Origin of the sequence: Algoriphagus zhangzhouensis (assembly GCF_900148515.1) — a bacterium.
Taxonomy (GTDB): domain Bacteria; phylum Bacteroidota; class Bacteroidia; order Cytophagales; family Cyclobacteriaceae; genus Algoriphagus; species Algoriphagus zhangzhouensis.
The window spans coordinates 765,010-778,279 of the sequence record NZ_FRXN01000001.1; the positions used below are offsets into that span (position 1 = coordinate 765,010).

The 13,270-nt window shown below is 37.7% G+C and carries 12 protein-coding genes; 4 read left to right on the plus strand and 8 right to left on the minus strand.

The window, feature by feature from the left end; translation table 11 throughout:
- Window positions 1-17: 17 nt before the first annotated feature.
- The 3 genes from BUF13_RS03255 to BUF13_RS03265 form a co-directional block, all read right to left on the minus strand.
- Window positions 18-662 (minus strand): DUF6266 family protein, encoded by a 645-nt coding sequence (locus tag BUF13_RS03255; protein WP_073570298.1) that lies wholly within the window; start codon window positions 660-662, stop codon window positions 18-20.
- A 196-nt stretch (window positions 663-858) separates the two neighbouring features.
- Entirely contained in the window at window positions 859-1,098 is a 240-nt protein-coding gene (locus tag BUF13_RS03260) for a hypothetical protein (protein WP_073570299.1), read from the minus strand.
- Window positions 1,099-1,796: 698 nt separating this feature from the next.
- Complete coding sequence (locus BUF13_RS03265) at window positions 1,797-2,816, minus strand: aldo/keto reductase (protein WP_073570300.1); 1,020 nt, start codon at window positions 2,814-2,816, stop codon at window positions 1,797-1,799.
- Between the two features lie 779 nt (window positions 2,817-3,595).
- Between BUF13_RS03265 and BUF13_RS03270 the strand changes: the two genes are divergently transcribed.
- Complete coding sequence (locus BUF13_RS03270) at window positions 3,596-3,895, plus strand: DUF3892 domain-containing protein (protein ID WP_073570301.1); 300 nt, start codon at window positions 3,596-3,598, stop codon at window positions 3,893-3,895.
- Window positions 3,896-3,902: 7 nt separating this feature from the next.
- Here BUF13_RS03270 and BUF13_RS03275 read toward each other — a convergent pair whose 3' ends face one another.
- The 4 genes from BUF13_RS03275 to BUF13_RS03290 all read right to left on the minus strand — a co-directional run bounded on the left by BUF13_RS03275 (window position 3,903) and on the right by BUF13_RS03290 (window position 7,010).
- The gene (locus BUF13_RS03275) at window positions 3,903-4,352 is read right to left on the minus strand and encodes a GNAT family N-acetyltransferase (RefSeq protein ID WP_073570302.1); all 450 of its coding nucleotides are present in this window, start codon (window positions 4,350-4,352) and stop codon (window positions 3,903-3,905) included.
- A 329-nt stretch (window positions 4,353-4,681) separates the two neighbouring features.
- Complete coding sequence (locus BUF13_RS03280; RefSeq protein WP_073570303.1) at window positions 4,682-5,362, minus strand: hypothetical protein; 681 nt, start codon at window positions 5,360-5,362, stop codon at window positions 4,682-4,684.
- Window positions 5,363-5,749: 387 nt separating this feature from the next.
- Window positions 5,750-6,145, minus strand: a complete 396-nt coding sequence (locus BUF13_RS03285) for a hypothetical protein (RefSeq protein ID WP_073570304.1) — start codon at window positions 6,143-6,145, stop codon at window positions 5,750-5,752.
- 4 nt (window positions 6,146-6,149) lie between these two features.
- Window positions 6,150-7,010, minus strand: a complete 861-nt coding sequence (locus tag BUF13_RS03290; protein ID WP_073570305.1) for a hypothetical protein — start codon at window positions 7,008-7,010, stop codon at window positions 6,150-6,152.
- Window positions 7,011-8,062: 1,052 nt separating this feature from the next.
- On the opposite strand from BUF13_RS03290, the gene BUF13_RS03295 reads away from it, so the two are divergent.
- From BUF13_RS03295 to BUF13_RS03305, 3 genes are all read left to right on the plus strand, one after another.
- Complete coding sequence (locus BUF13_RS03295) at window positions 8,063-8,941, plus strand: aldose 1-epimerase family protein (protein ID WP_073570306.1); 879 nt, start codon at window positions 8,063-8,065, stop codon at window positions 8,939-8,941.
- 379 nt (window positions 8,942-9,320) lie between these two features.
- Window positions 9,321-11,039 (plus strand): hypothetical protein, encoded by a 1,719-nt coding sequence (locus BUF13_RS03300; RefSeq protein ID WP_073570828.1) that lies wholly within the window; start codon window positions 9,321-9,323, stop codon window positions 11,037-11,039.
- Window positions 11,040-11,207: 168 nt separating this feature from the next.
- On the plus strand, window positions 11,208-11,408 hold the full coding sequence (locus BUF13_RS03305; RefSeq protein ID WP_073570307.1) for a dodecin family protein: 201 nt from the start codon (window positions 11,208-11,210) through the stop codon (window positions 11,406-11,408).
- A 59-nt stretch (window positions 11,409-11,467) separates the two neighbouring features.
- On the opposite strand, the gene BUF13_RS03310 is transcribed toward BUF13_RS03305, so the two are convergent.
- On the minus strand, window positions 11,468-13,267 hold the full coding sequence (locus BUF13_RS03310; RefSeq protein WP_073570308.1) for a Kelch repeat-containing protein: 1,800 nt from the start codon (window positions 13,265-13,267) through the stop codon (window positions 11,468-11,470).
- Window positions 13,268-13,270 lie beyond the last annotated feature (3 nt).

Below are 13,270 nucleotides of genomic sequence, written 5' to 3' on the forward strand. Positions count from 1 at the left end.
CCCTAAAAACCACCCCTCTACCTCCTACCCAAATACTGGGAATCAGAAATCAATAGCTTCTTCTGGCTTTGTGGTCTATGGAATACCAGATAAAGTTCCCATTCCAGTTCTAGATTGCTGGAGTCTAAGGGGATAGAAAGGCTTAAGCTTTCTCTTTTAGCTATCTCTTGTATCCAAAGATGTCTTTGCACTTCGGGTTGATGCAGGAGAACAGATACCTGATCACTTGGATTGGCATTGGCCTCATAGGAATTATCTGACCAAGTGATCCTAATTTCATCCCCTTCCCTATTTGCAGATGGTTCGACTGCTCCAACCAGGCTTCCTTTAGAGATTTGCAAGTAAGCCGGATTGATTCTCGGATTTGCCTGATGATTATAGCCTTTGGTGGCCAGATCCGTATGTGCCCAGTTCACCCCGGTCTTTTGATCCAGGAAATTCTGATAGCCAAAATCAAGCACTCGCTTTAAGGGGCGCAAATAGGCATTGATTTCTTTCAGCCTGATTCGATATATTTTTTGAAGGGCAGAAGGATGGGTTTTGTTTTTATGAGGGCCGCTTGGCAAACTCCTCATGATAGTTTTTCCATTGAGTTGGTAGAATGTAAACCTTCCTACTTTCCCTTTTGGCTGAATAATACTGGAATCTGAGATGGTAGCCATATCTAAAAAATCTATTTGAACTATAGATAAAGTAGTAAATAATATTTAATAATCAAAAGCTTAAGCAACTAAAGATTAGGGTATTTATAGGGCTTTTACTGGGTTTATATAGGTGGGATTTGTATAAATCCTATAGAATCCCTGTATTAACCCTGAATAAACCCTCTATTTGCTATGGGTCTCTAAGCCTTCATTGCTATTGAGCATCCGTCTCATTAGCGGGAGCTTTCTGCTGATATTGCTTGAGATTCTTGCTGACATGAGCAGCTAGGAGCTGGAAGAAGTATTGCCTGTTTTCTACTTCTTGATGGGTCTTGTCCTTTTGGGAAAGCTCCAGCAACCAACACTGATACATCTCCCAGAGATAGAAGGAAATATCCTCCTCCAGATAGGAATCAAACAACTCTTCTACGCTATGATCAAAATTCAAATTCATCAAATAAGGGGCTAGTAATTAGATAGGATTAAAAGTCATCTTTTTTCTCTTAGATTCTGATCTAATATCATGTATTTCAATGGGATACAATATTCTATATCGAATGATTTAGCCCCTTCAGAAGAATAATTTTTTCTGACAAAAAGCGTTTGGACTGCATGTTTTCCTTGTTCTATGGAGGGAAATGGTGGGTATCAAGCAGGAGGCTTTTCCTTTCGAATTGGGTGTTGAATAGGATCGGCCTTTTATTCAATTTGATAAATATGGGGATTGAATAGGATTGGCCTTTAGGCCATTCCCAACCGATGCATATTTTTAATGCGGTTTTAACCCAATTATTGATTTATTGGGCTAAAGCCCGATTGGGTTTTGGGGTATTATTGATAACCCCGGTTGAAACCGGGGTCTATTCAACACAAACATTTATAATGGTTTTCCATTTTCAATAGAATCGGCCTTTAGGTCATACCAAGATAAAATTCATAGGTTTTGAATAGGATTGGCCTTTAGGCCATTCCCAACCGATGGACATTTATAATTTGGGGCTTTAGCCCAATTATTGATTTATTGGGCTAAAGCCCATTAATGGAGGATGAAAAAAATAAACCTCCAGCTAAAGCTGGAGGCAATTCAAATCATAATTCGAGATAATTCAATTATTCCAATTTCAATAGGATTGGCCTTTAGGCCAATCCCTATTATTTCCTATACAAAGACTGTCTCTCGACCATCCAGCCGGGATACTGTTTAGGCAATGGGCTGATATCATCGATCATAGTCAGATCATGCGGATTCAATTCTAGTTCCGTGGAAGCGATATTGGCATGTAGCTGATCCAAGGTTTTGGCACCGATAATCGTACTGGTAATTCCCGGCTGCTGCCTTACCCAAGCCAAAGCTACCTGTGCGATAGTCACATCATGATCTTTGGCGATTCTTCCCATCTCTTCTACCAAATCATAAGCCTTGTCCTTATTGATCGGTGGGAAATCGAAATTGGCCCTTCGAGAACCTGAATCCTCTCCTTCCCTAGTAAACTTACCCGTCAAGAATCCACCTGCCAAGGGACTCCATGGGAAGATGGCCAGTTTGTGATCCTGAGCCATAGGAACGAGCTCATGCTCTATATCCCTGCTGACCGCAGAATAATAATACTGCAAGCCAATAAACTTGTGATAGCCCTTGTACTCGGCGATAGCCTGAGCCTTTGCCACCATCCATGCAGGCCAGTTGCAAATGGAGATATAGCGAACCTTGCCAGTTTCCACGATATCATTGAGCGAACGAACGATCTCCTCCAATGACGTTGCAGGATCTACTCCATGCACATAAAGGATATCAATATAATCGAGCTGAAGACGCTTTAAGCTAGCCTCTACAGAATTGAAAATATGGTAGCGGGAAAGTCCTGTGCTATTCGGCTTATCATTCATCTTTGCAAGCACTTTGGTAGCAATCACAATCTCATCTCTTGGGATTTGCAGATCGACCAGCCCTTGTCCCAAAAGCATTTCAGATTGCCCAAAGGAATAGACATTTGCCGTATCAATAAAGTTGATTCCGGATTCTACCACAGCTGAAAGCATCGCGTTAACCTCTTGCTGCTGCAGCTTTCCGATATTTTCCCAGATTCCGCCATTTTGGCCTCCAAAAGTCATGGTACCAAAGCAAAGTTCGGAAACACGAAGCCCTGTATTTCCAATATAATTGTACTTCATTTTTAGGGTTGTTTTTGATTAGAAAAGTTGATTTAATGAATTTAAAACAGGAGGGGGTTTAAAATAGTTTTCTTTCGCCTGTTTATTCGGTGAGAATAGAGATTGGAGAATAGAGATTCATCGCTTAATCCTCAGAATTCTGATTTCAGATTTTAGCTTTCTGATTTTAAACTTCTAATGCTGGTCAGGATCCCGATTGCTATGCGGGAGCAATCCTGACCTATTATCCTAGGAGTTTGAAACTCCTAAAATGAACAAAATTGTCTTTTAATTGAATAAGGTTCACCTCCTCGGCAATAAATTCCGTTTCCAATTTAAATCTCCGGGCCGAGGAAAAAAATAATTATTCATTTGATACCGTGGGCTATGCTTCGCTTACCCACGGCTACATAAATTTCGCACCTCTGGTGCTTTCTTCCTTATTCAAATTCCCCCTTCTGAAGTTTAGTTTTTAAGGGATTCAATTTCATTATGAATCACAGTCTTTGGGGCCTAGAACTTTGATAATTGAGATTTGAAAATTGAATATTGAGACTTCAGACGTCAGCTTTCTAATTTCTGATTTCAGCCTTCCCTTCAATCTCATATTCTCTAAATCTCTTATTCTCTTAATCTTCCCCCATTCCTTAAATCTTCTTAACGAAATTTGAAGTTACTCGAGCTTTGTAGATATTCCGTTAAGCAACAATCCAATACAGATACAAGAATCAATTTGGGGATTCGAAACATTTGACAATAAAATATAGTTTTTACAGTTTAAAATAAAACTAAACCAAGCTATGAAGAGATATCAGATTTTTTGGGCAGTAAGATATAAAGGAGGAAAGCATCATGGTGATTTGAAATCTTTTGGGGGTGTAACTCCTAACGGTGAGATTTGGAATCTTTCCCTAGACCAAGCCATTGAAAAGATCCAAAATGATAATTGGAATTTCTTTATCGTAGAAAATCAATTGGAAATCCCGGTGCGTCTGGCATCACTTTATGATTCTGAACTTTACCTGACTTCTACAGGAAAGGGATATATCTACAACCTATTGGATGAATTGCCTGAGTATTCATTTTTGCAGGCCATTTGAAAAGGTTTCAAGGCTTCCAGACCATCTCAATATGCTCGATGCCATCCTCGTCATAGGTTTCTCCCTCTGCCATAAAACCTAAGGAGGAATAAAAGCCTAAAGCATAGGTTTGGGCTCCAATTCGGATGGGGCCAACTCCAAAAATTTCTTGGCATTGTTCTATCGATTTTTCCATTAGAACCCTTCCATATCCCTTCCCTCTTGCAGCTGGAGAAGTCACTACTCTTCCTATTGCCATTTCCCCATAAGATAATCCTGCAGGAACCAATCGGGTATAACCGACCATCTCTTTTCCTTCCCAAAGCATCAGATGATGGCATTTCTGATCCTTGTTATCCTGATCCAGGAAAACGCAATTTTGCTCCACTACAAAGACTTCTGATCTCAATCGAAGCAATTCATAGAGTTCTTCATTGCTCAATTCAGAAAAGGACTTAACAGTAAAACTTAGGTTCATGGGCATCAATTTTCAAATGGGAAGCTAATATCATTTGGTTTGATGGTTAGTCCAAATTTTTAGCAATTAGGAATTCCCCGCCCTGATCTGTGTCCTCACCGATTTTTCAACGCTAGAGAAAAGAGATTCGTAAATCAGAGATCGCAAATCCTAAATCCGTTTTTACCACAAAGCCCCGGAGAACTCGGAGGTTTCACAGAGATATTATTTATTGATCCACGATAATCAACGGGATTGATTGTTTGTCTTGTCAATTGAGTTGAATCAATAAACAGAAAAAAAAGGGGAATCTCTTCCCCTTTTAAAAAATCATAGTATGTGATTTTGAATTAGTTACCGTGATCACCGGTGACATTTCCATTGCAATCCAATGATTTTACTTTGATATTTCCTTCAGTTGGTAGGAATAAAGAAAAACCGGCTAAATCAAATTCCTCTTTTGTAAATCCAAATTCACAATGATATTCTGCTGCTTCCTGACTCATTCCCCATCGAATATCGGTGCTTGCATCTAAACCACCATTCCCATTATCTTCAGCAATCCAATAAGCAAAATCACCAATGTTGTTAGGATCGTCAGAATCTGTAATGATTCCTGTTATTCTTACAGTCTTACAATCATCTTCGAAAACCATACAAGTCACTTCTCCTTTTACCCAGTTAGTTTGGTCAAATAATTCAAAGTAGTCAGTTACCTCAAAAGTTCCTGAAATTTCACCAGCTTTGAGAGTGGCCTCAAAACTATAGGTCTCCTGAATTCCACCAAAAACTTCAGTATAATAAGGGATCTCATAAGCTTTGGCCCAGCCTTCACCAGCCATCCAATTTTCACGAGCATTTACCTTCCCAGGGATGTAATCTGCAGGTACCGGAATTCCGGGTTTCACCAATTTAATATTATCATTTCCTAAATCCGGCGAATTTGCCGTCTCATCCATATTACAGGATACAACTACCAAAAGCATGCAAAAAATTGCAGCACTCCCAATCATACTCTTGAACTTTTCCATAGATTAATTATTTTGGGTTTAAAATATTTTATTCAATATATCCATTTATTAATTAAAAATATTACACTAATATTATTTTAATGCAATTAATAAAATCGGCAAACCCACTTCTTTTTTAAGTCGAAAATTAATTACATCGAAAGGAAAATCGGATGAATTAAAAGGATGATGTTCTGATGAACATTATCAAAACCTTTTAAATCTTTAAATTTCAGAGCCAAGAATAGGGATTCTGATAATTTTAAGGGAGGTAGGAGATTTGATGCCCGTAATTCGGAAATCGCAATACGTAAATCCATTTTTTTACCACTGAGCCACAGAGACCCCAGAGATATTCATGATTGATCCAAGATATTCATCGGGATTGATCATTGTTCATTGGTCATTTCACCCTTCTCCCCAAGCACCTACCATTCCTTTGATGGACTCTCCTATTTTCCCAGGATCCTTTTCCAAAACCGCTATTCCCAAAACCAAAATTGCTGCAGCGATATTGAGGCCTTTCTGGATATTCTTGAGGTTTTTGATCGTTCCCTTGATATCTGTAGTCACCTGATTGATGGTATCTAAAGATTCGGCAACTTCATTCATAATTAGACTTGTAGCCAAAGCCAGGATTTGCTCCCCGAACTCCAAACTTTTGGATCTTGCATCACTTAAAATCTGGTGATCGTCCTTACTTAAAGAATCCCAATTGGCAACACGAAAATCCAGCAAAGCCGTGGAAAGCATAAAAAAGTTATCCGAAAGTTGTTTAGCCTGTTCTGATGTCAAATTAGCCATACTTTCATTGATTTAGTTTATTAAACTCAGTGTACAAAACTTGAATTTCTGATGAATAATCCATCAGGTCTACCGCAAGGTCTTTGAGAGAAAGTTTATCTCTTTTATCATACAAAACTTGATGGCCATCAGCTATTTCATGAAGGCTTTTTGCGTAGATATCAATCATTTTTTCAAGTCGATTTATTTCCAAAAGAGCATTGTAATAATCCTCCCCTGCTTTTCGCTTTTCAAAGTCTGATTCCAGCGTATTGTTCAATTTCAACTCTATGAAATTTCCATATAGTCGCTCTTTTTTGAACTGCAGTTCTCCTTTCAAATTAGCCTGAACAATCTGTTCAAACTTCTTCAATAAAACTTGAAGAGGGTCATTGGCCTGCTCAATATAGGAGGCGATTTTTCGGCGACGGTAAAAGTCCGTTGTGGAGCGAAGTAGCGTATTTGAAAGAGCTGAAAAAGCGCCGACAACAGATTCATCTATGGATACAGGCCCCAGCTGTTGGGCTGTCAGAGCTACATTCAAATCATTGGTTCGATAAGTGGTCAGATTATTCTGAGCCAATTCACCTAAACCCAATAGGTAGCCATTGATCGTAGAATAAATCACCTGAGTCACACTATCCGCTGAAATGAAATCTCCACACTCGCATTCCAATTCTCGTTCTAACTGAAATTCATGAACGGCAATTTCAAAGCATCTATCCTGACAATGATCCAAAAACGTATAGTGAATTTCTTCAAACTGCTGAAGACCCGTAGATGAGGTATTTGAAAAACCTTGGACTGTTTTCAAATTGACACAGGAGAAAATTGAAAAAGGTGCTAATAGAAATATTAGATTTTTAAGATTTAAAAATGATCGCATATATCAAGATTTTGAAAGAAACCTGTTCTAAAAATATCTGATAATCAAGATATAAAATTTCGGATATAAATGCGAGAAAGACCTGACATCAACCAAGACTTCCTAATCTACTACAATATTGAATCTTGATCCTCGATAATCATCGAGATTGATCATTGATCCACGATAGTCATCGGGATTGAATATTGAAAATTCATCCTCCGCCCTGATCCGTATCTTCACGGATCTTTTATTGTTAGGGAAAAGAGATTAGAGAGAAGAGATTGGAGAGAAGAGATTAGAGATTTAATACACGTAGATCAGAGATCGAAAATCCTAAATCCATTTTTACCACAGAGCCACAGAGAACACGGAGACTTCACAGAGATATTCTTTATTGATCCACGATATTCATCGGGATTGATCATTGGTCATTGAACCTTGAATATTGAAAATTCATCCTCCGCCCTGATCCGTATCTTCACGGATCTTTTATTGTTAGGGAAAAGAGATTGGAGAGAAGAGATTCGAGATTTAATACGCGTAAATCAGAGATCGCAAATCCTAAATCCATTTTTACCACAGAGTCACAGAGAACCCTGAGGTTTCACAGTGAATTTCTTTATGATAATTGATCCACGATAGTCATCGGGATTGATTATTGAAAATTCATCCTCCGCCCTGATCCGTGTCTTTACGGATCTTTTATTGTTAGGGAAAAGAGATTAGAGATTGGAGATTAGAGATTCACTAAATTCGTATTTCTCATTTCCCATCGTATTTCGTATTTCTCACTTCGTAAATCCTAAATCCATTTTTACCACAGAGCCACAGAGAACTCGGAGGTTTCACAGAGATATTCTTTATTGATCCACGATATTCATCGGGATTGATCATTCACCAAACTCGCATTTCTCTTATCGTATTTCAATTTTCTCTCTTCCCATTTCTGATTTCGTATTTCGATTTTCTCATTTCGTATTTCGATTTTCTCTTTTCTCATTTCGTATTTCTCTTTTCTCGTTTCGTATTTCTCAATTCTCCATTATTTTCGGGGCTTTATTGAAAAACCTATGACCTATACACTAGAATCAGATTCTCTTGAAGTACAAATCAATCATCGTGGAATGGAGATAAGCTCCATCAAAAACAAAAAAACCGAAGTCGAATACCTTTGGCAGGGAGACCCTGCAGTTTGGGCTGGTCAAGCCCCAATACTTTTTCCAATTGTCGGAGCCCTAAAAGATGGTAAGACTAGCCATTTGGGTAAAGAATATCATCTCGAAAAACATGGATTTATCCGAAATAATGAAAAAGCCGAATTTGTCAAGCAGGATAAGAATTCCATTGTATTCCAACTAAAATCAGATGAAGAAACCCTGGCAATTTACCCTTTTGATTTCTTGTTTGAAGTAAGTTTTGAATTGAATGATAAAAGTCTGAAAGTCTCACATTCTGTCTCAAATTCCGGAACAGATGACATGTATTTCTCTATTGGAGGGCATCCGGCTTTCAATTGTCCAATTGATGGAGAAACTAAATTAAGCGATTATTCACTAGAGTTTCCCGAGGTAGAAAATGATTATACTTACCATATTCTCCCAGGTGGATTGATTGGAGAAAAGAGCGACAAAGTCTTGGACAACAGTTCGACAATTCAGCTTCACGAACATATTTTCGATGGAGATGCTTTGATCTTCAAGCATCTAAAATCCAGAAGCATTTCCTTGAACCACAAAGACCGAGGGCCTTTAGTGGCCATGGAGTTCAAAGACTTTGATTACTTGGGAATTTGGGCAAAGCCGGGAGCACCTTATGTGTGTATTGAACCTTGGTTGGGAGTTGGTGATGCTGCTGATCATTCAGGAATCCTATCAGAAAAAGATGGAATCAGAAAGCTTTCTCCAAACCAAACAGAGGTTAATAGCTACACCATTGAGGTTTTGGAATAGGGGAAAAAATCTGAATTCTGAATTTTGAAATCTGAAATGTTATTTCAGTAGAATATCCGAGTGAAGATTGGAGGTTTTGAGCTTTGAAAATTGATCCACGATAGTCATCGGGATTGACCATTGATAATTTTCACAAATCATCCTCCTATATATCAGGGACTTATCGGTAAAATATATTTACCATAAGTCCTTTTTTTTGTGCAAAAAATATTCTTCATTCGCAGAATTTCCCTTTAGTTTTTATTCAATAGGGAGGTTATAAGTTTTTTGATTTTTCAATTGTTGTTTGATTATTTTCAATTCAGACTTTTTTGGAATTGAGATTTTTGAGTCCGATTACCTATTCTTTATTTATCACTCATTTTCAACCATTTACCAAATGAAAAGTTTATCCTATCTCCTTCTTTTCGGTTTGATTCTTTCGGCATGCCAAGAACCCACGAAGACCTTTCAAGCCCCACTTTTAGAAAATATTGGAAGCTATGAAGTAAAAGTTAGTACCTCTTCCCCTGATGCACAGAAGTTTTTCAATCAGGGAATCATCATGGCGAACAATTTTAACCATTTTGAAGCTGAACGTTCCTTTAGAGAAGCTGTACGACTAGACCCTGATTTTGCTATGGGTTATTGGGGTATCGCCTATGTCTTAGGCCCAAATTTCAATTCTGCGGCTAGTCTGGGAGATATTGAAGCAATCAGAAAAGCAGCTTCAGAAGCATCGAAGCTAAGCGAAAAATCAAGTCCCTGGGAAAAGGCAGTAATTGAGGCAATTGCCATCAAATTCCCAGCAGATGCAACCATTTCCAATGATGAAGGTTTCTCTCAGGCCATGGAAAAGTCCTATCAAGACTTTCCTGAAAATTCATTCGTCGCAACTCTCTATGCAGAATCTGTAATGAACCTTCACCCTTGGGATTTCTATGAAAAAAGAGGAGGAGAACCAAGAGCTTGGACTCCACCATTAGTTTCACTGTTGGAAAAAGTAATAGAAATAGATCCGCAAAATCCTTTGGCAAATCATCTCTACCTGCACGCTACCGAAGCTAGTGGGAAACTGGAAAGAGCCGAAATCATAGCAGAAAAGTTAAAGGATCTAGTGCCTGCTGCAGGTCATTTGGTTCATATGCCTTCTCATATTTATATCAATACAGGCGATTATCATGAGGGATCATTGGCCAATGAAAGGGCAGTCTTGGCGGATAGTACATATATAGCTGAATGTAAAGCTCAGGGATATTATCCTCAGATGTATTTTACACATAATTATCATTTCTTGGCAGCTACTTCTGCATTTGAAGGAAGAGCATCCAGATCCATCGAAGCAGCATTCAAGACTGCGAATTTGGTAGAACCTGAATACTGGTTTGAACCTGGATTGGAAATGGTTCAACATTACATGACCATACCCTATCATATTTTGGTCAAGTTTGCTCAATGGGAAAAAATCCAAGCACTACCTATTCCTGATGAAAAACTCATCTATCCTCAGGCTATTTGGCATTATGCGCAAGGGATGCGTTTGGCTGAAAATGGAAAACTAGCTGAGGCCGAAGAAGAATTAAACCTACTCATTGCTTTAAGCCAAGATACCACCATAGCTGAGCAAATGAATTGGGGAATCAATAAAGTCACAGAAGTTTGCCAGATAGCTTCGAAAGTTTTAAAAGCCAAAATTCTCTCAAAAGAAGGTCAATTTGATGAGGCTAAATCTCTTTTGGCTGAAGCAATTTTGATTGAAGATAATCTGAATTACAATGAACCACCGGACTGGTTTTTCTCAGTAAGACATATTTTAGGAAACTTGAATTTGCAAACTGGCGACTTTGAAGATGCAGAAAGAATCTATCGAGAAGATCTTTACAATTGGCCGAAAAATGGGTTTGCCTTGAGTGGTTTACAAAGCAGTTTGATAGCTCAGGGTAAGCAGGGTGAAGCTGATGAAATCCAAAAACAATTTGATAAGGCATGGAAGTATTCTGAAGTAACCTTAAAAGGCTCTGAGATTGATCCTACTAAAAGGGAAAATGTTGCGATTAGGATTGAACAGGATTCTCCAAAAGAGGTAATCTATTTAGCTGCAGCACTTTGTTTGAGATAAAGTCAACTGCCTATCACTAAAATTTAAGGGGAAAACTTTCCTCACTTTGGGTATTATTTCTTACTTTTTATTAATCCTAAAAATTTAAAACATGGTCAATGGACGATTCTCGCAATTGGCTGAGGTTTTGAACCTATAGGAATAAGTTTCACTAACAACCCAAAGTTTATGTCAATTGTAAAAGTAATCGAGGTAATCGCCTCATCGGAAAAAAGTATTGAAGATTCAATTCAAAATGCAGTAACGGAAGTATCAAAAACTGTGAGAAATATTGATTCAGTCTATGTAAAGGATATCAAAGCTCATGTAAAAGATGGAAAAGTAGTTTCCTATGGAGCCATTTGTAAAGTATCCTTTAGAGTGGATTAATTAGAATCATTCGAAAAAGAATAAAAAAACGCAGGTCTAGGCCTGCGTTTTTGTTTTTATTAATCAAACGGTTGAATCAATTTATAAATTTTATTCTCTTGTTCATACGTATTTCGATGCCTAGGAAATGCCATTAAAAATCCATCTTTAGAATCCCAAGGAATAAAGCTTGAATACGAACTTTCATAAACAGGCTGAAGGCTGAAACTTTCTTTTGTATCACTATTGACCATGTTAATCTGTGACCCAAAACCTATCATAAATTTATTTTTCTCCCACACGTTAAAGAAGTTAAACCCAATTCCATATTCAAAACTTTTAATTTCGAGATAGTCAACAGGTTCCGAACCTATCTTGAGCTTTTTAACGATAGTATCATAAGAATTATTCAAATAATAAATCACATCGTTTACAACCTCAAATCCTCCTTTTCGGATACCATCGATCACTTGAAAGGGACTCATCTCCCAAGAATCTTTTATTGGGTCGTAAATCCTATAATTCAAGTAATCATTCATTACAACATAAAGTTTCCCTTCATATTCAAAAGCCTGAGTTACCATAGTATAGTCAAAAGGAAAATCTTTGAGTTTGGTCCAAGTTCCTAGGTTTAAATCAAAGCGATAAAAATCTTTGTAATACCCATTGTTATAAACATCAGCATTGGTACCCAATCCAAAATAGAAATATCGATCATCCACTACTGCAGATAAGAAACCTCTTCTAAATTCTGCAGAATTAGGGAATTTCGTAAGTGGAATGAAGCCAGAGCTTCCTAATGTATAACTCAAAATTGAAGGTTCATTCCGTATTATATACTCATAAGCCAATAACCTATCAGGAGTGGATAGGAATTCATGATTATCGAAATTTGGTGCACTTATGTCATCGAAAACTGTTTCCCAAGAAGATAAAACTTCTAAGGGCTGAGAAAAAGTAGATGTAAAACCACCACCAGAATATTTAATCAAATATTCTCCGGGAGCAGTATCCCCTAGTATCCCTCTTACCTCATTTCCAACTACCTCCATTTCCTCAATAAAAGAAACAAATGCTCCATCATACATGATTTGAAAATAGATTTGCATATCCTCAACAGGTTCAGAAAACTTTATTGTTATTCGATCGCCTGAGTATATTTTGAGTGGAGAAATTTCCTCGATTACTGGAAAACCAAATGAAAAGTGTTCTGGTAAAACAGTCTTCTTACCAGCACTGTTTACAACCAAATCAAATTTATTATTTGAAGTTTGGATATTCATATACCTCCTATCCACATTAACTTTCATTTCATTCCTACTCACCTCGGTAACATGGAATTTGTAATAATCCTCAAGGCCAGGTACTTCAACCCAGTTTCTATCAAGTTCGGAATGGAAGAAATCACCATAAATTATAAACTCCCCATCTTCAAAAAGCTTATTAGTAGAAACAGAATCTATGACTGGTGAATGAACACCTTGGCTTAGGAATGTCAAGGATTTACCCAGTATTACAGTTTCTCCCATTTTGACATAGGGCTTTGCAAAATAATTTGTCTGATCAACCAGGTCAAAATCAATTCTAACCGAGAAAATTGATTCATCAGGCTTTCCTGAAATAGCAACACTTTGAAAATCTGTAATATCTGGCTCTGCATATGGATTATCAATTGACATATTAAAATAAACTCCATATTCAGTTATCGAACTTGACCCTTCTTTGAGAATTTCTGCCTCAATGGTAGCTCCATTTGGATTGATTTGAGTAACTCCAAGGCTTTCAATAAAGGGGTAATCTCTAGGACTTATAAACTCCTCTTGCTCACATCCAAAGAAGATGGAGGCAGCTATGATGGCATACCAAATTGATTTTTTCATCTT